The organism is Burkholderia sp. BCC1208, from assembly GCF_902833095.1.
In the GTDB taxonomy this organism is placed as follows: Bacteria; Pseudomonadota; Gammaproteobacteria; order Burkholderiales; family Burkholderiaceae; genus Burkholderia.
In genome coordinates, this window is the sequence record NZ_CADFDY010000002.1 from 434,488 (window position 1) to 455,451 (window position 20,964).

The window sequence follows — 20,964 nt, forward strand, 5'->3', positions numbered from 1 at the left end:
TTCCTCCCCATGCGATCAGAACGCTTCACCCATGCGATCCGCGCGGCCGCGGCGGCGCTCGCGCTGGCCGCGCTCGCCGGCTGTGCGCACCTGCCCGACCAGCCGGCATACGGCAAGGCCGATCCTGCCGCGCTGCGCCGCTATGACGGCGACTGGTTCGACGCCGCGCGCGTCGGCCGCGTCGATATCCTGCGCGCGTTGCACGACGCAGGCTACCCGGTCGACGCCGTCGACAGCCACGGCTACACGGCCGTGATCCTCGCGTCGTACGACGGCCAGCCCGCGGCGCTCGATTACCTGTTGTCGGCCGGCGCCGACGCGTGCGTCGGCGATCGTCACGGCAACACCGCGCTGATGGGCGCCCTCTTCCGAAACGAGCCCGCCATCGCGCGACGCCTGCTCGACACGCGCTGCCCGATCGACCAGACGAACGGCGCCGGCGAAACCGCGCTGGGGTTCGCGACGCTGTTCAACCGCTTCGAGCTGATTCCGCTGCTCGTCGCGCATGGCGCAAATCCGAACCATGTCGACCGGCGCGGCCAGTCGCTGCTTCAGCTCGCACTGACGCACGACAACACGTATGCCGCGGACGCCCTGCGACATGCCGGCGCCAAGCCGTAGCGCGACTACGCATCAACCGTCTGAACAATGCGGACACCCCGTGCTATCGTGCCGTTGGTTTCATCGCACGGAGACAGGAAAATGCTGAATCGCTTCGCCATCGTTCTTGTTGCCGCCGGCGCGGCAACCAGTCTCGCGGCAGCCGCCGCGAGCCCCCAACCGGACGGCGCCAATTCGTATCGTCAGTTGCGCGCGCGGCTCTTTGCCGGCGTGACGGTCACCGCGATCTTTTCGCCGAACCAGTGCCAGCACGCGCAGCAGGCGGCCACCCAGGCAGCGGCGCCCACCGTGTCGGGTGGCTTCGCGATACGCGACTTCATGGAAGTCGCCGGCAATACGCTCGCGTTCGCCAACCAGCACCTCACCGTCCAGCCAAGCGGCGCGACCGTACTCGAGCTGATCCAGTACCACGTGATGCAGGATGAAAGTGCAACGGTGACGGTACGCTCGCTTTCGCCCACCACATACCAGCCCATCGCGCCCGCGCAGGTTTTCCAGTGCACGCTCGGCGACGGCCTTCGTTTCACGTACGCGGGGCGAGATCGCGACTGACGCAGGGCCTTCGTAGCGGAGGCGGAATTTCGCACTGAAACAGCAGGAGTACTACGAAAACAGGGTGACGTACGGAACAGGCAAATCGTCCCGGACGTCATCCGAACACGCGTTCAAACTCAAAAACGCGTAGGGCAGCCGTTAGAACGCGATCCGCTCCGCATCGGGATGGTCGAACCCGTACCGCCTGAAGAAAAGGCTCGACCCATTCGCCGCCCAGGTCCGCTTCGATATCGCGCGACGCCAGGGCCGGATCCTGGCAGCGATCGGCCAATGGCGCGACACAGCTCGCTGAACTCGAAATCCGGCTCGACGCCATCAGGACACTCGCCATCGATGCGGACGCTTCCTCGCGCGATGCGCTGCTTCAGCATGTCGACGAACTGTTCCGGTTCGTCGACGACCTTCAGGTCGCCGAACGACAGGCGCGCGCGATTCGAGCATTTCCTCGATGACGATTGCCCGTTTAAACACGCATCGGAAAGGATCAGCGAGTCTCGTTCGGCATTACCTGCGTGACCGGTTTCGAACATTACAAAATACCGCCGATCTTTTCAAAATCATTGCGGCTTATTCGATTTAATTTTGTTTCATATAATCAAAAAAAGTTTGACATCGCGCTTTCATTCTTGATACCGTCCGATGCAAGCAATCCGACGGATCGCCCGCCACGCAATCGATTCCGCTCCACGTTTTTTCGTTTCCGCTGCACCGAAGTACGCGCCGCCGAATGATTCGTTCGCCCGCCGGCGCGTGCAGGATCCCGATGCATTTCACTGGACGGCTGCCATCCGGCAGCGGGTCGAAGGATCGAATCAAATGAGCAGGATAACGAAGCTGTTGCTCTAGCAATCCCGCCCGCGCCGAATCCGGCGCGACTGCCCCGCCCCGCGGCGCAGCCTTTCCGTTACCGCTTTTCGTATTTCGCCCCCGGACAAAAACCGCTTTCCGGATCGGGCGAAAGGCCCTGTCGCGTCCGCGCCATCCGCGCGCATGCGACAGAAAACTGCGGTGCATGACCCGCACCGCTGTCGACCGTTGTTGTTCGTGCCGTTCGTTGTTCAACCGGAGGGGTAATTCAAATGAATCAGGTTGCAGACAAGAAACAAAAGCACATTCGCATCGTCAAACTCGCATTCGCCGCCGCAGCAGCCGCGTCGTTCGGCATGGCGACCGCCCATGCCGCGCCTGCGGCCGGGTGGACGGAAACGCGCACCAAGGGGTTCCTGCCGCTCGTGCAGCAGAACGAAGCCGGCACGGCCGGCGCGCCCGCCGCGAGCACGACTGCCGCAGCCGCCGCGGCGATCGACATGGCGCCCGGCGAATCGGTGGACATCGTGCTCGGGCTGAACCTGCGCAACGAAGCACAGCTCGACCAGTACCTGCGCGACCTGCATACGCCCGGCTCGCCGCACTACCGGCAGTTCCTGACGCCGGCACAATTCGCCGCGCAATATGCGCCGACCGACCAGCAGGTCGCGTCCGTCGTCGCCCATCTGCACAAGGCAGGCTTCGTGAATATCGTGGTCGCGCCGAACCGGCTGCTGGTCTCCGCGTCCGGCACCGCGGGAACCGTCCAGTCCGCGTTCCGCACGACCCTCAAGCGCTTCACGCGCAACGGCCGCAGCGTGTATGCGAACACCGACGCCGCACAAGTGCCGAACGCGATCGGCAACATCGTCGGCGCGGTGCTCGGCCTGCAGAACGTCGAACTCATGCATACGGGCGCGGGCAGCAAGCCGCAAGGCAACACCAGCAACCTGACGATCCCGGCCGGCGCGTCGGCGGTGCCGCACAACCCGACCGAGTTCTCGTCGATCTACGGCGGCGACGGCACGCCGACGGCCTCGCAGACCACGGTCGGCATCATCTCCGAAGGCGACCTGTCGCAGACGGTGAGCGACCTCGATACGTTCGCCGCGAACAACGGCCTCGGCACGATCAGCAGCAGCATCGTGAAGACGGGCCCGGCCGGCAGCTCGTACACCGACACCGACGGCACCGTCGAATGGAACCTCGACAGCCAGTCGATCGTCGGTACGGCCGGCGGCAGCGTGAAGCAGGTCGTGTTCTACGCCGCGCCGTCGATGACGCTCACCGCGATCACGGCCGCGTACAACAAGGCCGTGACCGACAACGTCGCGAAAGTGATCAACGTGTCCCTCGGCGTATGTGAATCGTCCGCGTACAGCACCGGTTCGCAGGCCACCGACGACACCATCTTCAAGCAGGCGGTCGCACAAGGGCAAACCTTCTCGGTTTCCGCCGGCGACCACGGTGCGTACGAATGCGCGAGCGGCACGCCGTCGCGCTCGACCTACACGGTGAGCGAGCCGGCCACGTCGCCGTACGTGATCGCGGTGGGCGGCACGACGCTGTTCACCAATACGTCGACCAATGCGTACAACAGCGAAATCGTCTGGAACGATCCGAGCTGGCAGCCGGGCACCGTATGGTCGACGGGCGGCGGGTACAGCAAGTACGAGGCCGCGCCGACGTGGCAGTCGTCGACCCTCACCGGCTCGACCAAGCGCGCGCTACCCGACGTCGGCTTCGACGCCGACCTGCGCACGGGCGCGATTCTCGTCGTGAACGGCCAGACGTCCGACACGCTGTGGGGGTCGGGCTACCTGAACAACGAAGGCGGCACGAGCCTCGCCGCGCCGATCTTCACGGGCATCTGGGCGCGGCTGCAGTCGGCCAACAACAATGCGCTCGGGTTCCCCGCGTCGAGTATCTACAAGTATTTCCCGACCAACGCGGCGCTGCTGCACGACGTCACGTCCGGCAACAACGGCAGCGGCACTTACGGCTACAAGGCGAAGGCCGGCTGGGATGCGACGACGGGCTTCGGCAGCGTGAACATCTCGAAGCTGAACGCGTTCATCCAGAGCACGTCGGATTTCGCGCGCTGATGGGCCATTGACCGAACCGGATGCGGGAGCGCGACGTATCGTACGCAACCGCGTCCGACGACCCGCGAAGGCTGCGAAGCCGTCGCGGGTTCCCTGCTTGCGGCGTCGTCTCGCCTCTTCCGACGCGGGCCTTGCCGCGCCGCTCAATCGGCCCAGTTCCGGACATAATCCGGCACCGGCACGTTACCGTCGGCATGAACCGGCGCGCCGCGTGCCGTCTTCAACGGCAAGATCCCGGCCCAGACAGCGAGCCCCAGATCCTCTTCCTTGTCGGACGGCAGCGAATCGCTGATTTTCACGGCCGCTTCCGCCATCGATATCCGCAGCACGCTGGTCGCATTGATTTCCTTCGAATTGCCCGGCCGCGTTTCATGCTTGCGACCCGGTGCGATCTTGTCCATCAACGCATCCAGTGCGGCGAGTTTTGCCGCGCTGCCCTCGATCACGTCGAACTGCCCGTAGATCACCGCGGATCGATAATTCATCGAATGATTGAAGGCGGACCTCGCCAGCACGAGGCCGTCCAGCAGCGTCATCGCGACGCAAGCCTGCGCGCCGCCCGCCAGCGCCTTGATCATCCGGCTGCCGTTGGACCCGTGGATATAGAGGTCGTCGCCCCTTCTCCAGTGCGCGGTCGGGATGCAGTGCGTGTCCTGCCCGTCGCCGAACGCGATGTGACAGACGTACGCGTCGTCCACGATGCGGTAGAGCATCGTGCGATCGTGGCTCGCCAGCTCAGGCAGCCGGCGAATGGTCGTACGGGGCGTGGAAGAGAGAGTGGTCCGATCGTTCATATATTCGTACTGCGAAGTTAATTGTATCGGCATCGTGCCGTATCCGTGCGTGAACGCATGGCTGCCCGGCCCATCGACAGTCGCTTGCCGAATCGAGCAAAATACGCGCGTACCCCAATCCGCGCCGATTGCTAAAAATGCGCGTACACCGGCCTGCCCCGCGAGAACGTGAACGATACGATGCGCGCGGCATCTTCGAAAGAACCAGCACAAGGAAAATTTCTGGAACCAGCCCATGGATCTCGCGCTGCTCATCTCCTCGCTTTCCAGACAGGACGGCGCGACGACGCATAGCCGGCAAGAAGCCCTCTACCGGAGCCTGCGCGACATGCTGCTTGACGGGCACCTTCCGCCCGGCACGCGGCTCGCGTCGACGCGCGTGCTTGCGGCCGAACTGGGCATCGCGCGCAATTCCGCGGTCTATGCGTACGAGCGCCTGGCCGAGGAAGGCTTCGTGGCGGCCACGCGCAACGGCACGATCACGTTGTGGGACGGATGCGGCCGGCCGAGCGCCGGCCACGAGGACGGCCCGGCACCGGTTCGGCTGTCAGCGCGCGTGCAGGGGCTGGAGAATGCCGATCCCGAGCCCGAACGCATGCTGCCGTTCGTTCCCGGCCTCCCCTCCCTCGACGAATTCCCGGTCGCCCAATGGCGCCGTTGCATCGAGCGTGCGTGGAAGACCATCACGCCCGTCCGGCTGGCGTACGGGCCGGTCGAAGGGCTGCCCGAACTGCGGCGCGCGGTGGCTGCGTACATCCGCGTCTCGCGCGGCGTGCGCTGCGACGCGAACCAGGTATTCATCACCGACGGCACGCAGAGCAGCCTAGAACTCTGCGCGCGCATGCTCGCGAATCCCGGCGAATACGGCTGGCTCGAGAACCCTTGCTACAACGGCGCGCGGACCGCGTTCCGGTCGACCGGCCTGATTCCCGTGCCGATCGAGGTCGATCGCGACGGCATGGCGCCGACCGACGAGCAGTGGCGCACCCGCCCGCCCCGGCTGATCTATACGACGCCGTCGCACCAGTACCCGCTCGGCGCGCTGATGAGCCCCCGGCGGCGCGCGGCGCTCGTCGAGCGCGCCCGCGCATGCGGCGCGTGGATCATCGAGGACGATTACGACAGCGAATTCCGTCACGGCGGCCAGCCGCTGCCCGCGATCCAGGGCCTGCATGCCGATGCCCCGGTGTGCTATCTCGGCACGTTCAGCAAGACGATGTTTCCCGCCCTTCGGCTCGGTTTCATGGTGGTGCCGCCGGTGCTCGTCGAACGCTTCACGAGAACGCTGCGCGAACTCGTCCATCGCGGTCACTCGGACGACCAGTTGGCGATGGCCGAGTTCATCGATACCGGCCTGTTCGCGCGGCATCTGCGGAAGATGCGGGCGCTCTACGCCGACCGGCGCAGCAGCCTCGAAGCAGCGCTCGCCCGCCATCTCGGCACGTCGCTGACCGTGCGTGAAAGCCCGGGCGGCATGCATCTTTCCGCGGATCTCGCGGCGCCGCTGCACGATACCGACGTCGCGCGCACGGCAACCGCCCAGGGATTGTTGCTGCAACCGTTGAGCAGCTACTGCGTCGGCGACGGCCTCCGGTACAACGGCTTCGTGCTCGGCTATTCCGGGCTGAGCGACGCGACGATCGAGACAGCCGCGGTACAGTTCGCGAACGTCATCGACCAGCACCGCCGCGCGCGGCGCTGAATGTCGCTCACAATTGCGATTCGATCGGAAACAGCCCGAGAAACCACACTTCCATCCGTCGTGGGGCGGACACTTCCGGCTCATGATCGATCTCGGTGATCTTCCCGTCCGCATCGGTCTGAATCCACTTGAGTTGCCCTTTGCCGGCCGGATCGGTTCTCGCCTCGACACGCCATGCGATCTGGTCGAGCCGCGCCTCCAGATCGTTGGCGACCTGCGACGCGATCGCGGGATTCTCGCAGTAGACGCCGATCTCCGTATTGAGGTTCAGCGAGCGCGGATCGAGATTCATCGACCCGATGAAGATGCTCGTGTGATCGAACACGTAGGTCTTGGCGTGCAGCGACGCGCGCGACGAGCCGACGATGACCTGCTTCGAAATGCTCTTGTCGCCCGATGGCCGGCGCTCGTAAAGCCGCACGCCCGCGTTCACCAGATCGCGTCGATAGCGCCGGTAGCCGGCATGCACGGCCGCCACGTCGGTCGAGGCGAGCGAGTTGGTCAGCACCGTCACGCGCACGCCGCGCGCCGTGAGCGCGCGCAGCCGCTCGACCACCTCCTTGCCCGGCACGAAATACGGCGACACGATCAGCAGGTCGTGCCGGGGCTGCAACGCCAGCGCACGCAACTGCGGCATCAGGTGCCCGTCGCTGTCCTTCGGCGCGTGCGCGATCTTCGACGGATCGTCGTACAGCACCGTCGCATGCCCCCACGACAGCTCCGTGCCTTGCCCATGGACGATCCGGTCGAGTCGCTGCCGGGCCTCGAGCACGTACGGATTGTCCTCCATGGCCCTCAGGTAATCGCGCAACCGTTCGCGCTCGCGGTCGAGCCCGCCCGGCGCCGCATCGTGCCCGACCAGCGTATCGACCGGATACGCGTACGGCGAATTCCAGAACGTATCGAATTCGGTCGAGATGTCCTTCACGACCGGGCCGTGAACGACGACGTCGAGATCGCCGAACTCCAGCATCGACGATGCGCCGAAATATTCGTCGCCGATATTGCGGCCGCCGACGATCGCCGCCTGGTTGTCCGCGATCATCGCCTTGTTGTGCATGCGCCGATTGACGCGCGAGAACTCGAACACGGTGCCGATCTTCTTGAACCGGCGCGTGGCCACCGGATTGAACAGCCGGATCTCGATGTTCGGATGCGAGCTGATTTCGAGCAGCTTGCGGTCGTCCGCGTTGGTGCCGAGATCGTCGAGGAGCGCGCGCACGCGCACGCCGCGATCAGCCGCGCGAATGATCGCATCGGCCAGTTCGTGCCCGGTCAGGTCGTCGTGCCAGATGTAGTACTGCAGGTCGAGCGAGCGGTCGGCGCGATCGGCGAGCAGCACGCGCGCATCCAGCGCGTCGACCGGATCGGTCAGCAAATGAAACGCGTCCTGCCCCGGATGGGCGGCAGCCTGCTGACGAAATGCCATGCCGAGGCGCGTATCGTCGGTATCGGTGAATGCATGCGTCGGCGCGCGGTCGGCCTGCGGCGGCAGGCTCGCGCATGCGACGAGCATCAGCAACGAAAGAATCGCACCCCACGAACGCAGCATGATCATGTTGGCCGCCCAATGTCGGGCGAAGTCGGATTGTGTTTGTTCTGGCTGGCTGCCGGACGGAGCGCGGCGCGGGTCCACGGCACGCGCGCTACGGACCGGCGTGCGACCGGATCGCGCTACAGCATACTTCGATTGATATCGCGGCGGCACGCTTTCGGTGTTTCCGCGGTGGCGAAGATGCGACATGCGGCGCCGGCGCGCACGCGTTCAATACGTTCGACACATTCAGGCGACGCACCCAAGAAAAAACCCGCGACGCCGTGCGGCATCGCGGGTTTCGACGCTCCCCCGGACAACCGTGGAAGCGAATCTGGTGGGCCCCCCGGGAGTCGAACCCGGCACCAACGAATTATGAGTTCGCTGCTCTAACCAAGCATGAGCTAGGGGCCCAGACGAGAAGCAAAGCGTGCTACACGCTGCCCCGGCAACGAGGCCGGGCCGGCATTGTAACAACAAAGACGACGGAGGGAACGAACGCCGCCGGCATCATGCGGATACCGGCGGCGTTCGTGGCACAGACGCTGGAAATCAGTTCCCTTCGAGGAACGACTTCAGCTTGTCGGAACGGCTCGGGTGACGCAGCTTGCGCAGCGCCTTGGCCTCGATCTGACGGATCCGCTCGCGCGTGACGTCGAACTGCTTGCCGACTTCCTCGAGCGTGTGATCGGTGCTCATCTCGATACCGAAACGCATCCGCAGCACCTTCGCCTCGCGCGGCGTCAGCGAATCGAGCACGTCCTTCACGACGTCGCGCATGCTGGCATGCAGCGCGGCATCCGCCGGCGCGACCGTGTTGGTGTCCTCGATGAAGTCGCCGAGATGGGAATCGTCGTCGTCACCGATCGGCGTTTCCATCGAGATCGGCTCCTTCGCGATCTTCATGATCTTGCGGATCTTGTCTTCCGGCATCTCCATCTTCTCGGCGAGCGTGGCCGGATCCGGCTCGAGACCGGTTTCCTGCAGGATCTGCCGCGAGATGCGGTTCATCTTGTTGATCGTCTCGATCATGTGAACCGGAATACGGATCGTGCGCGCCTGGTCGGCGATCGAGCGCGTGATGGCCTGACGGATCCACCACGTCGCATAGGTCGAGAACTTGTAGCCGCGACGGTATTCGAACTTGTCCACCGCCTTCATCAGGCCGATGTTGCCTTCCTGGATCAGATCGAGGAACTGCAGGCCGCGGTTCGTGTACTTCTTCGCGATCGAGATCACGAGACGCAGGTTGGCCTCGGTCATTTCGCGCTTCGCCTGACGTGCCTTCAGTTCGCCGGCCGCCATCTGGCGGTTGGTTTCCTTCAGGTCCTTCAGCGGCAGCACGACGCGCGCCTGCAGGTCGAGCAGACGCTGCTGCTGTTCGCGGATCGCCGGGACGTTACGCGACAGCACCGCGCTGTACGAATGGCCTTCCGCGGTGATCTTCTCGGCCCAGTCGAGATCCGTCTCGCTGCCGGGGAAGCGCGCGATGAATTCCGAGCGCGGCATGCCGCACTTGTCGACGACGATGTGCAGGATCTGACGCTCGACCTGGCGCACTTCGTCCACCTGCGCACGCAGCGTGTCGCACAGGCGTTCGACGGTACGCGCGGTGAAGCGGATCGTCATCAGCTCGCTCTGGATCGTTTCCTGCGCCTTCAGGTAAGCCTTCGACTTGTAGCCTTCCTTCTCGAACGCGCGGCGCATCTTGTCGAACCACTCGCTGATCTGCGAGAACTTCTCGAGCGACGCGCGCTTGAGGGCTTCGAGTTGGGCGGCGTTGGCCGATGCCTGCGCGGCACCGTCGTCTTCCTCCTCTTCCTCTTCTTCCTCTTCCTCTTCGGCTTCCTCGTCCTCGTTCTCGATGGCTTCCGCTTCCTTCGCGGAGAAGCCGTCCGTATCGGCGGAGTCCGACGCATTCGGATCGAGCAGGCCGTCGACGAGCTCGTCGACGCGGATCTCTTCGTTCGCGACGCGTTCGGCCATCGCGAGGATGTCGGCGATCGTCGTCGGGCACGCGGAGATGGCCATCACCATGTGGCGCAGGCCGTCCTCGATCCGCTTCGCGATCTCGATTTCGCCTTCGCGCGTGAGCAGCTCGACGGTGCCCATCTCGCGCATGTACATCCGGACCGGATCGGTCGTACGGCCGAATTCAGAATCGACGGTGGACAGCGCGACTTCCGCTTCCTCTTCGACTTCATCGTCCGACGACGCGGCGGGCGCGTTGTCGTTCAGGAGCAGCGTTTCCGCGTCCGGCGCCTGCTCGTATACCGCCACGCCCATGTCGTTGAACGTGCCGATGATGCCCTCGAGGGCTTCGGTCTCGGTGAAGTTGTCCGGCAGGTGGTCGTTGATTTCGGCGTACGTCAGGAAGCCGCGCTCCTTGCCGAGCTTGATCAGCGCGCGCAGTTTCACGCGGCGCTCTTCGAGCTCCTCGGCCGTGCCCGGCGTGCTCGTCGCGAACGCTTCCTTCAGCAGCGCCTTTTCCTTGGCGCGACGATCGCGCACCTTGGATTTGCCCGGGGCAGCCGCAGCTGCGGCTGCGGGCTGCTCGTCGCTCTGATTTGCGTCGTCTTCGACGGTTACTTCGTTCAGCTTTTTGGTCATGGAGTTCGCCGTACCGGCTATATCGACTCGCGGCTGCTGGACGACAGCCGGTTGAACCGTGGGTGCATGAGTAGTACGTACTGCCGTTTCGTCCGCGTCGGCAGTCGTGTCCCTTGCGCTTTTCGCACTTGCCCGCTTCGCCGCCGGCTTGGCCGGCCCGGAGTCGGGTCTGGCGGCAGCCCGTGTTCTGGCTGCCGGTGCCGGCGCAGCCTGAGCAGTGCCGGCCGCGGTTTTCTTTCCCGCAGGGGCTGACGTGGCCGAAGACGTTGTCCTGGAGGAAGAAGCAGACTTGGCCGCTGTGACCTTCTTGGTCGGCTCCGTCGAGCCCTTGCCTGCTGCTTTCTTTCCGCCTGTCGTCTTTGCCATCGCGATTCTCGCCTCTGCTTGGAAAACAAACCGCTGGAAACCTTATATTATAGCACGCTGGGGAGCCCTCTCTAAGCGCCCCGGCCGCCTACAGCCCGAGCCGACGCTTCATGTCGGTTCGCTGCTGGTTCAATTCCGTCAATTCGGCCAGTTCCTCGGGGGTAAAGGTGGATTGCCGCGCCAGCCTGTCCAGCCGGTCGCAGCAGGCGTCATAGCGCATCTTGAGCACCGCTGCCTGCAGCTCCTCCCCCGCAATCCGCTCCTGCTCACGCTGCCGCTCGGGCACCGTCTCGTCTTCCGGATTCTGTAACAGCAAATCGCGGACGTTTTCATCATAGTCCAGAATTTCGCGGAAGATTTCCTCGTAAGTCGCCCCGTTCGAGGACGTCCTCAGGACATCCGACAGCAGCCGGAACTCCGCGCCGTCGCCCAGCGCACGCGCATGATCGACGACTTCCGCGAACAACTCGCCGATGCGCGGCAGCGCGCGCAGGGTCGCAATCTGTTCGTCGTCGAGCTGCGATGCGATGCGCGGATGCATCACCAGCGTGCGCAACGCGCGCTTTTCGCTGTCCGTCACGCGGCGCCGCTCGCTGCGCGCGGGCGCCTGGCGCGGCGGCGCCGCGATACGCGTATCGACGTCCGACAGCGCCGCAACCTCTTCGAACGGGATATCGAGGCGATCGGCGAACATGTGCATGATCTGCGCGCGCAACGCGTTCGCGGGCAGCGCCTGCAACAACGGCTTCGCATCGAACAGCGCCTTCGCGCGGCCTTCCGGCTGATCGAGCGCCTTGCCGGCAATTGCTTCGTTCAACAGAAACTGGGACAGCGGCATCGCGCGTTCGACCTGCTCGGAGAACGCGTCCGCGCCGAACTCGCGCACGTAGCTGTCCGGATCGTGCTCGGTCGGCAGAAAAAGGAACCGGATCGTGCGGTTGTCGCCCGCATGCGGCAGGCATGCCTCGAGCGCGCGCCGGGCCGCGCGCCGCCCGGCCGAATCGCCGTCGAAACTGAAAATGACCGTGTCGGTCTGACGCAGCAGCTTCTGCACGTGAATCGGCGTGCACGCGGTGCCGAGGGTCGCGACCGCGTTCGGGAACCCGAGCTGCGCGAGCGCGACGACGTCCATGTAGCCTTCGACGACCAGCACGTACTTGCGCTCGCGAATCGCGAGCCGCGCCTCGAACAACCCGTACAACTCGCTGCCCTTGTTGAACAGCGGCGTTTCCGGCGAGTTCAGGTACTTCGGTTCGCCGCTGCCGAGCACGCGGCCGCCGAAACCGATCACTTGCCCCTTCACGTTGCGGATCGGGAACATGATCCGCTCGCGGAACCGGTCGTAGCGGCGCGCGACGCCCTGCGCATCGGTTTTCTCGCTGACGATCACGAGCCCCGCCTCGACGAGCGACTCGTCGCGATAGTCGGGGAACGCGGCTTCGAGGTTCTGCCAGCCGTCCGGCGCATAGCCGAGACCGAAACGTGCGGCGATCTCGCCGGTCAGCCCCCGGTTCTTCAGGTACTGGATCGCGACGGTCGCGCCGCGCAACTGCTTGCGGTAGTAGTCGCACGCGGCCGTCATCGCGTCGGACAGCGCGGTCGCCACCGATTTCGACACGGGCGCCGGATAGTCGCCGCCCCCGCCCGCGCCCCCACCGCCGCCGCGCATCGACGGCTCGTGCGGCACGGTCAGGCCGACGGATTGCGCGAGCTCCTGCACGGCTTCCGGGAACGTGAGCCCCGCGTGCTCCATCAGGAAGCCGATCGCGGTGCCGTGCGCGCCGCAACCGAAGCAGTGGTAGAACTGCTTGGTCGGGCTGACGGTAAACGACGGGCTCTTCTCGTTATGGAAGGGGCACAGCCCCATGAAATTGGCGCCGCCCTTCTTGAGCTGCACGTACCGACCCACCACGTCGACGATATCGACGCGGTTCAGCAAGTCCTGCAGGAACGAATGCGGAATCACCGTGGGATCGAGCGAAAAAAAGACAATACGACGCCCGGCGCACACATCGCTGGGCGCGCCGGGAACGGGTTTTACTTCGTGAGCGCGGCCTTGACCTGCGCGGAAACGGCCGTCATGTCGGCACGGCCGGCGAGCTTGCCTTTCAGCACGCCCATCACCTTGCCCATGTCCTGCGGGCCGGCCGCGCCGGTTTGCGCGACCGCCGCCTGGACTTCGGCCGCCACCTCGGCGTCCGACAGTTGCGCGGGCATGTAGCCGCCCAGCACGACCAGCTCGGCCTGCTCCTTCGCGACGAGATCGTCGCGGCCGGCCGCCTGGAACTGGCTGATCGAATCCTTGCGCTGCTTGATCATCTTGTCGATCACGGCCGTGATGCCCGCGTCGTCGAGCGTGACCCGATCATCGACTTCGCGCTGCTTGATCGCGGCCATCAGCAGGCGAATCGTTGCCAGGCGCTCGCTTTCCTTCGCACGCATCGCGGCCTTCATGTCTTCGCTGATCTGCTCTTTCAAACTCATCTTTCACCCGGGATGGAAACGTGAATCCGACGCCCGCGAATGGGCGTCAACACAAAAACCCGCTTGGGACAGTGTCTCAAGCGGGTTGCTCGAATCCGGCATCGGCGACTCGCCGCCTGATCGGCTGCGCGATCGCACCCGATCGCACGGAGTCGCCGGTGCGCCGCTCAGCGAACCGCGCGGCGCCCAATCGTTCAGTACAGCTTCTTCGGCAGCGTCTGGCTGCGAATACGCTTGTAATGACGCTTCACCGCAGCGGCCTTCTTGCGCTTGCGTTCTGCGGTCGGCTTCTCGTAAAACTCGCGCGCACGAAGCTCGGTCAGCAGACCATTCTTCTCGATCGTGCGCTTGAAGCGACGCATTGCAACTTCGAACGGCTCGTTCTCTTTAACGCGAATGATCGTCATGATCCGACACGAATAAAGGTTTGCAGGGAAAGACTACTGAGTATAGCAGAGCGATTATCCAAAGGCACGGGGCCGGGCCCCGCCGGAACGGCGCGGCGCCGGGCGTCACGCGGCTCGCGCGTACTCGGCCGCGGCCTGCCCGGCCGCCGTGCCGGACGCCCACGCCCACTGGAAGTTGTAGCCGCCGAGCCAGCCCGTCACGTCCACCGCCTCGCCGATGAAGAACAGCCCCGGCACGCGTGCGCTCATCATCGTCGCCGACGACAGCTCCCGCGTATCGACCCCGCCCTTCGTCACTTCGGCCTTCTTGTAGCCTTCGGTGCCGTTCGGCGTCAGCGTCCAGCCGGACAGCGCGTCGCCGATCTGGCGCAGCGTCTTGTCGGGCAAGTCCGCGAGCCGCGCGTCGGCCGCGACGCGATGCGTGTCGAGCCACGCATGCGCGAGGCGCGACGGCACCCAGTCGGCGAGCAGCGAACCGATCTGGCGCTTCGACGTGCGTTTCGCGTCGAGCAGGTCGGCCACCGTGTCGCGCTGCGGCAGCAGGTCGACGCGAATCGGATCGCCTGGCTGCCAGTAGCTCGAGATCTGCAGGATGCCCGGCCCGGACAGCCCGCGATGGGTCAGCAGCAGGTCCTCGACGAATTCGCCGCCGCGCTTTTTGTCGCCGGTCGAGACACGCACTTCGAGCGATACGCCGGACAGCGGCGCGAACGGCGCCCAGTCCTGCGGCGCGAACGTCAGCGGCACGAGGGCCGGACGCGTATCGACGAGCTTGTGGCCGAACTGCTTCGCGAGCCGGTAGCCGAAGTCGGTCGCGCCGATCTTCGGGATCGACAGACCGCCGGTCGCGACGATCAGCGCGCGCGCGCCGATCGGGCCGGCCTGCTGCGTGTCGAGCGTGAAGCCGTCGGACGGCGCATGGCGCACCGCATCGACGACGACGGGCCGGCGCCACGCGATGCCGCCCGCGTCGCACTCGTGCTTCAGCACGTCGATGATCGCATCGCTGCCGTGGTCGCAAAAGAGCTGACCCTTGTGCTTTTCGTGCCAGGTCACGTGATGGCGCTTGAGCAGCCCGAGGAAGTCGCGCGGCGTATAGCGCGCCAGCGCCGAGCGCGCGAAATGCGGATTCGACGACAGGTAGTTGTCCGGCCCGGCATACAGGTTCGTGAAGTTGCAGCGGCCGCCGCCCGAGATGCGGATTTTCTCGGCGAGCCGCGGCGCGTGATCGATCAGCACGACGCGGCGGCCGAGCTGCCCGGCGACCGCGGCGCTCATCATGCCGGCGGCGCCCGCGCCGATCACGGCGATGTCATAAGTTTCCATGGCGCGGATTGTACCTGCCCGACATCGGGGCCGGGCCGCCACCGGCGCCGGCCTGCCCCGCCTGCTATACTTTCCGGTTACGTCGACCTATCTGCGGTGCGTCCGAAACGGCGCGCCCTGCCCGTACCCATGCTCGTTCTCGGCATCGAAAGCTCCTGCGACGAAACCGGCCTCGCGCTCTACGACACGCAGCGCGGCCTGCTCGCGCACGCGCTCCATTCGCAGATCGCGATGCACCGCGAATACGGCGGCGTCGTGCCCGAGCTCGCGTCGCGCGACCACATCCGCCGCGCGCTGCCGCTGCTCGAGGAAGTGATGGCGCAAAGCGGCACGCGCCGCGACGACATCGACGCGATCGCGTTCACGCAGGGCCCCGGCCTCGCCGGCGCGCTGCTGGTCGGCGCGAGCATCGCGAATGCGCTCGCGCTCGCCTGGAACAAGCCGACCGTCGGCATCCACCACCTCGAAGGCCACCTGCTGTCGCCGTTGCTGGTCGACGAGCCGCCGCCGTTCCCGTTCGTCGCGCTGCTGGTTTCCGGCGGCCACACGCAACTGATGCGCGTGACCGACGTCGGCGTCTACGAGACGCTCGGCGAAACGCTCGACGACGCGGCCGGCGAAGCATTCGACAAGACGGCGAAACTGATCGGCCTCGGCTATCCGGGCGGCCCCGAAGTATCGAAACTCGCGGAAACGGGCACGCCGGGCGCGGTCGTGCTGCCGCGCCCGATGCTGCATTCGGGCGATCTCGACTTCAGCTTCAGCGGCTTGAAGACCGCCGTGCTCACGCAGATGAAGAAATTCGAAGCGGCGAAGCTCGACGGCGAAGCACTCGAACGGGCAAAGGCCGATCTGGCACGCGGCTTCGTCGATGCGGCCGTCGACGTGCTCGTCGCGAAGTCGCTCGCCGCGCTGAAGAAGACGAAGCTCAAGCGCCTCGTGATCGCGGGCGGCGTCGGCGCGAACCGCCAGTTGCGCGCGGCACTGTCGGCGGCCGCGGCCAAGCGCGGCTTCGACGTGCACTACCCCGATCTCGCGCTCTGCACCGACAACGGCGCGATGATCGCGCTCGCGGGCGCGCTGCGGCTCGGCCGCTGGCCCGAACAGGCGAATGCCGACTACGCGTTCACGGTGAAGCCGCGCTGGGATCTCGCGTCGCTCGCACGCTGAATCGCGCCACGCTCGGCCGCAAGCGGGAAAACAAAAAGGCAGCTCGGTTCGGTTCCGAGCTGCCTTTCTCGTTGGCGCGGCGAAACGCCGCGGCGTTCATGCAGCGTGCCGCTTGTCGCGCTCGATCAGCGCATACGCGCTGTGATTGTGGATCGACTCGAAGTTCTCGGCTTCGAGCACGTAGGCGGCCACCCGCTCGTCCGCATCGAGACGCTGCGCGACATCGCGCACGAGATCCTCGACGAACTTCGGATTCTCGTAGGCACGCTCGGTGACGAACTTCTCGTCCGGACGCTTCAGCAGCCCCCACAGTTCGCACGACGCTTCTTCTTCGGCGATGCGGATCAGCGCTTCGACCGGCAGATCGGCGGCCAGCTCCGCATCGATCGTCACGTGCGAGCGCTGGTTGTGCGCGCCGTATTGCGAGATCTTCTTCGAGCACGGGCACAGGCTCGTCACCGGCACGAGCACCTTCAGGAACAGACGCGTGTCGCCGTTGCGGCTTTCGCCCGCGAGCGTCACTTCATAGTCGAGCAGGCTCTGCACGCCCGACACCGGCGCGGTCTTGTTCACGAAGTACGGAAACGTGACTTCGATGCGGCCGGCCTCGGCTTCGAGCTTCGCGAGCATCGACGCGAGCATCTCGCGGAAGCGCTCGACCGTCAGCGGTGCGCGATTCTCCTCGAGCAGCGCGACGAAGCGCGACATGTGCGTGCCCTTCTGATCGGCAGGCAGACGGACGTCGAGGTTCCAGACGCCGACGGTCGGTTGCACGTCGCCGCTTTCGGTGCGCACCGTCAACGGATGCCGGACCGCCTTCACGCCCACGCGCTGAATCGGGATCTGACGGGTATCCACCGTGCTCTGCACGTCGGGCATCACGAAGGCGGGGTTCATCTGGTTCATCTTTGTTCAATCCTTGTAAGCCGCGCGTCCGACGACGCGCACGCCGCGTCACGCGGCTCGGAAAAGCAACATGGGCCCGCAGGCCCATGTTTTCCGCATCAATGAAGACCGGTTGCGCCAGTCGCACCGCCACCGCCCGCGGGCGGCGCCGGCTTACGCGACGCGCTTCGCCTGATCGGCGACATCGGCCGCCGGGCTCAGAAAGCGTTCGCGAATCGATTTCGCGATGCCCGCGCCGTCGAGGCCGCATTGCGACAGCAGCTTCGCGGGGTCGCCGTGATCGATGAACTGGTCAGGGAGGCCCAATTGTATTACGGGTCGGATAACCCCACTCTCCATCAGGGCTTCGACGCAGGCCGAGCCCGCGCCGCCCATCACGCAGCCTTCCTCGACCGTGACGAGGTAATCGTGCGTTTCGGCCAGCTCGCGCACGAGCGCCGCATCGACCGGTTTCACGAAGCGCATGTTCGCGACCGTTGCATCGAGCTCCTCGGCAGCGGCGAGCGACGGTGCGACCATCGTGCCGAACGCGAGGATCGCGACGCGCTTGCCTTCCGGCTGCGACGTCCGGCGACGCACTTCACCCTTGCCGAGCGGGATCTCGGTGAATTCCTTCACCGTCGCCACGCCCGTGCCCGCGCCGCGCGGATAGCGCACCGCGGTCGGGTTCGGTTGCTGCAGCGCCGTGTGCAGCATCTGGCGGCATTCGTTCTCGTCGGATGCGGCCATGACCGTCATGTTCGGGATGCAGCGCAGGAACGCGAGATCGTACGCGCCCGCATGCGTCGCACCGTCCGCGCCGACGAGGCCCGCGCGGTCGATCGCGAACACGACCGGCAGATTCTGCAGCGCGACGTCGTGGATCAACTGGTCGTACGCACGCTGCAGGAACGTCGAGTAGATCGCGACGACGGGCTTCAGCCCTTCGGTCGCGAGACCGCCCGCGAACGTCACCGCGTGCTGCTCGGCGATGCCGACGTCGTAATAGCGATCCTTGAAGCGCTTCTCGAATTCGACCATGCCCGAGCCTTCGCGCATCGCGGGCGTGATGCCGACCACGCGCGTATCGCGCTCGGCTTCATCGCACAGCCACTCGCCGAACACCTGCGTGTACGTCTTCTTCGCGGGCGTCGTCGAAGGCTTGATGCCTTCGGCCGGGTTGAACTTGCCGGGGCCGTGGTAGAGCACCGGATCGGCTTCGGCGAGCTTGTAGCCCTGGCCTTTCTTCGTCACCACGTGCAGGAACTGCGGGCCGCGCAGTTCGCGGATGTTCTGCAGCGTCGGGATCAGCGAATCGAGATCGTGACCGTCGATCGGGCCGATGTAGTTGAAGCCGAATTCCTCGAACAGCGTGGCCGGCACGACCATGCCCTTCGCGTGCTCCTCGAGCTTGCGCGCGAGTTCGAGCACCGGGGGCGCCACGCTCAGCACGCGCTCGACGCCCGCACGCGCGGCCGCGTAGAAGCGGCCCGACATCAGGCGGGCGAGATGGCGATTCAGCGCGCCGACCGGCGGCGAGATCGACATGTCGTTGTCGTTCAGGATCACGAGCAGCTTCGCATCTTCCGACACGCCCGCGTTGTTCATCGCCTCGAACGCCATGCCGGCCGTCATCGCGCCGTCGCCGATCACCGCGATCGAGAAGCGATCGTCGCCGTTCAGCTGGCTGCCGATCGCCATGCCGAGCGCGGCCGAGATCGACGTGCTCGAGTGCGCGGTGCCGAACGTGTCGTATTCCGACTCGCTGCGGCGCGGGAAGCCCGAGATGCCGTCGTACTGACGCAGCGAATGCATCTGGTCGCGGCGGCCCGTCAGGATCTTGTGCGGGTAGGTCTGGTGGCCCACGTCCCAGACGATGCGATCGTTCGGCGTGTTGAACACGTAGTGCAACGCGATCGTCAGCTCGACCGTCCCGAGGTTGGACGACAAGTGGCCGCCCGTCTTCGACACGCTGTCGAGCACGAACGCGCGCAGTTCATCCGCGAGCGGTTGCAGTTGGCGACGATCGAGGCGGCGCAAATCCGCCGGGTCGTCGATGGTTTTCAGCAAGTCGTACATCGTCGTTCCATTGTAGGAAATCAAACGCGCCCGCATTCTTTTGCGCGCACCGTGACAGGTGCGCGGCGGCGGGCTTTCGCGTCAGCTAACCCGGTTCACTACCAGGTCGGCAAGTTCGGCGAGACGCTGTGCGCGTGCGCCGAACGGTTTCAGCGCGTCGTGCGCTTCGGCACGAAGCTGCGCTGCCAGCTCGCGCGACGCCTCGAGACCGAGGATCGATACATAGGTCGGCTTGTCGTTCGCCGCGTCCTTGCCGGCCGTCTTGCCGAGCGTCGCCGAATCGGTCGTGACGTCGAGAATGTCGTCGACGACCTGGAACGCCAGACCCACGGCCCCCGCGTAAACATCCAGCGCCGCCATCGTTTCCGCCGAAGGCGTCTCGCCGGCCAGTGCGCCCATCCGCACGGCCGCGCGCAGCAATGCGCCCGTCTTCATCCGGTGCATCGTCTCGAGCTGTTCGCGCGTCAGCTTCAGGCCGACGCTCGCCAGATCGATCGCCTGCCCGCCGGCCATGCCGATCGAGCCGCTCGCGAGCGCCAGCTCGCGCACGAGCGCCGCCTGCTGCACCGGCGACAGCGCATCGGCATCGGTCAGTGCCACGAACGCCTGCGATTGCAGCGCGTCGCCGACCAGCAGCGCCGTCGGCTCGTCGTACTGCACGTGCACGGTGGGCTTGCCGCGACGCAGCGCGTCGTCGTCCATGCACGGCATGTCGTCGTGCACGAGCGAGTAGACGTGGATCATCTCCAGCGCCGCCGCCGCGGCGTTGCGTGCCGCCTCCGTCGCACCGGTCAGCTCGCCTGCTGCATGGCACAGCAGCGGGCGAACGCGTTTGCCGCCACCGAGGACCGCGTAGCGCATCGCCTCGTGAAGTTTCGCGGGCATCGCGGTTTCGGCCGGCAGATAGTGGCCGAGTGCGTCCTCGACACGGTCAAGCACGGACCGCATCCATTGTTCGAATGTCATAGATCGTCGTCTTCGCCGTCCGTGGCGGCCGTTCCGGACGAAAGCGGCTTCAGCGTCGCGCCGTCGAGCACGCGAACCTGCTGCTCCACTTTCTCAAGCTGCTGTTGGCAAAACGCAACGAGGGTCGCACCGCGGCGATACGCCGCCAGCGAATCCTCGAGGCTCAACGCGCCGCCTTCCATCCGGGCAACCAGCGTCTCGAGTTCCGCGAGCGCCATCTCGTAATTGTCCGGCAACGGTTCGGTGCCATTGCCGGGCGGCGTGGCGCCTGGGGATGCGGTTTTCGCCATGGACGAGGGTGTCAAATTTCAAAACAAGTCGGACATTCTACGGCAAAAGAGAATTTTCCGACCTGCCGTCGTGGGCGCCCGCGCACAAATCCGGCCCCATCTCCGATGCACAGTGTGCGCCTTTCGATGGTCGCCCGACAAAAAATTGACACAAATCAGGCACTTAATCCTAGCCTTGCGAGGCGAACCGGGTATAATTCCCCGTTTCCCTAAATCGATTTTTCGATGGTTGGGTTGTTCACTGCTTTCACGCTAACACCGGG

General features: G+C 65.5%; 16 protein-coding genes, 1 tRNA gene and 1 pseudogene. 5 read left to right on the forward strand and 13 right to left on the reverse strand.

The window, feature by feature from the left end:
• The first annotated feature begins 9 nt into the window (after positions 1-9).
• Both HWX09_RS06775 and HWX09_RS06780 read left to right on the forward strand, forming a co-directional pair.
• A complete protein-coding gene (locus HWX09_RS06775; RefSeq protein WP_027782567.1) occupies positions 10-621 on the forward strand; it encodes an ankyrin repeat domain-containing protein in 612 nt (203 codons plus the stop codon).
• A gap of 81 nt (positions 622-702) precedes the next feature.
• Positions 703-1,173: a VirK family protein gene (locus HWX09_RS06780; RefSeq protein WP_027782566.1), complete on the forward strand. Its 471-nt coding sequence runs from the start codon at positions 703-705 to the stop codon at positions 1,171-1,173.
• Between the two features lie 141 nt (positions 1,174-1,314).
• Here HWX09_RS06780 and HWX09_RS33535 read toward each other — a convergent pair.
• Positions 1,315-1,447, reverse strand: a pseudogene (locus HWX09_RS33535) (APH(3') family aminoglycoside O-phosphotransferase); the annotation flags it as partial.
• 808 nt (positions 1,448-2,255) lie between these two features.
• On the opposite strand from HWX09_RS33535, the gene HWX09_RS06790 reads away from it, so the two are divergent.
• On the forward strand, positions 2,256-4,088 hold the full coding sequence (locus tag HWX09_RS06790) for a S53 family peptidase (protein WP_027782565.1): 1,833 nt from the start codon (positions 2,256-2,258) through the stop codon (positions 4,086-4,088).
• 143 nt (positions 4,089-4,231) lie between these two features.
• Here HWX09_RS06790 and HWX09_RS06795 read toward each other — a convergent pair whose 3' ends face one another.
• Complete coding sequence (locus HWX09_RS06795) at positions 4,232-4,882, reverse strand: pyridoxamine 5'-phosphate oxidase family protein (RefSeq protein WP_027782564.1); 651 nt, start codon at positions 4,880-4,882, stop codon at positions 4,232-4,234.
• Positions 4,883-5,117: 235 nt separating this feature from the next.
• Between HWX09_RS06795 and HWX09_RS06805 the strand changes: the two genes are divergently transcribed.
• Positions 5,118-6,584, forward strand: a complete 1,467-nt coding sequence (locus HWX09_RS06805) for a PLP-dependent aminotransferase family protein (protein ID WP_027782563.1) — start codon at positions 5,118-5,120, stop codon at positions 6,582-6,584.
• Between the two features lie 7 nt (positions 6,585-6,591).
• Here the strand turns inward: HWX09_RS06805 and HWX09_RS06810 are convergent, their stop codons facing one another.
• From HWX09_RS06810 to HWX09_RS06840, 7 genes are all read right to left on the reverse strand, one after another.
• Positions 6,592-8,142, reverse strand: coding sequence for a phospholipase D family protein (locus HWX09_RS06810; protein WP_027782562.1), 1,551 nt, complete (start codon positions 8,140-8,142; stop codon positions 6,592-6,594).
• Positions 8,143-8,453: 311 nt separating this feature from the next.
• Positions 8,454-8,532, reverse strand: a tRNA-Ile gene (locus tag HWX09_RS06815).
• A gap of 138 nt (positions 8,533-8,670) precedes the next feature.
• On the reverse strand, positions 8,671-11,094 hold the full coding sequence (gene rpoD, locus HWX09_RS06820; protein WP_027782561.1) for an RNA polymerase sigma factor RpoD: 2,424 nt from the start codon (positions 11,092-11,094) through the stop codon (positions 8,671-8,673).
• Positions 11,095-11,182: 88 nt separating this feature from the next.
• Positions 11,183-13,060, reverse strand: a complete 1,878-nt coding sequence (gene dnaG / locus HWX09_RS06825) for a DNA primase (RefSeq protein WP_027782560.1) — start codon at positions 13,058-13,060, stop codon at positions 11,183-11,185.
• Positions 13,061-13,131: 71 nt separating this feature from the next.
• Positions 13,132-13,578, reverse strand: coding sequence for a GatB/YqeY domain-containing protein (locus HWX09_RS06830; protein WP_027782559.1), 447 nt, complete (start codon positions 13,576-13,578; stop codon positions 13,132-13,134).
• 194 nt (positions 13,579-13,772) lie between these two features.
• Positions 13,773-13,985: a 30S ribosomal protein S21 gene (rpsU, locus tag HWX09_RS06835; protein WP_006479415.1), complete on the reverse strand. Its 213-nt coding sequence runs from the start codon at positions 13,983-13,985 to the stop codon at positions 13,773-13,775.
• Between the two features lie 105 nt (positions 13,986-14,090).
• On the reverse strand, positions 14,091-15,320 hold the full coding sequence (locus tag HWX09_RS06840; protein WP_268907362.1) for an NAD(P)/FAD-dependent oxidoreductase: 1,230 nt from the start codon (positions 15,318-15,320) through the stop codon (positions 14,091-14,093).
• A 120-nt stretch (positions 15,321-15,440) separates the two neighbouring features.
• Here HWX09_RS06840 and tsaD point away from each other — a divergent pair, with 120 nt between their 5' ends.
• Entirely contained in the window at positions 15,441-16,481 is a 1,041-nt protein-coding gene (gene tsaD, locus HWX09_RS06845; RefSeq protein WP_027782557.1) for a tRNA (adenosine(37)-N6)-threonylcarbamoyltransferase complex transferase subunit TsaD, read from the forward strand.
• A 96-nt stretch (positions 16,482-16,577) separates the two neighbouring features.
• Here the strand turns inward: tsaD and folE2 are convergent, their stop codons facing one another.
• The 4 genes from folE2 to HWX09_RS06865 form a co-directional block, all read right to left on the reverse strand.
• Positions 16,578-17,387: a GTP cyclohydrolase FolE2 gene (gene folE2, locus HWX09_RS06850; protein WP_027782556.1), complete on the reverse strand. Its 810-nt coding sequence runs from the start codon at positions 17,385-17,387 to the stop codon at positions 16,578-16,580.
• Between the two features lie 153 nt (positions 17,388-17,540).
• Positions 17,541-19,445: a 1-deoxy-D-xylulose-5-phosphate synthase gene (gene dxs, locus HWX09_RS06855; RefSeq protein ID WP_027782555.1), complete on the reverse strand. Its 1,905-nt coding sequence runs from the start codon at positions 19,443-19,445 to the stop codon at positions 17,541-17,543.
• An 81-nt stretch (positions 19,446-19,526) separates the two neighbouring features.
• On the reverse strand, positions 19,527-20,411 hold the full coding sequence (locus HWX09_RS06860; RefSeq protein ID WP_006479426.1) for a polyprenyl synthetase family protein: 885 nt from the start codon (positions 20,409-20,411) through the stop codon (positions 19,527-19,529).
• Entirely contained in the window at positions 20,408-20,701 is a 294-nt protein-coding gene (locus tag HWX09_RS06865) for an exodeoxyribonuclease VII small subunit (RefSeq protein ID WP_006479428.1), read from the reverse strand. The genes HWX09_RS06860 and HWX09_RS06865 overlap by 4 nt, the downstream gene beginning before the upstream one ends.
• Positions 20,702-20,964 lie beyond the last annotated feature (263 nt).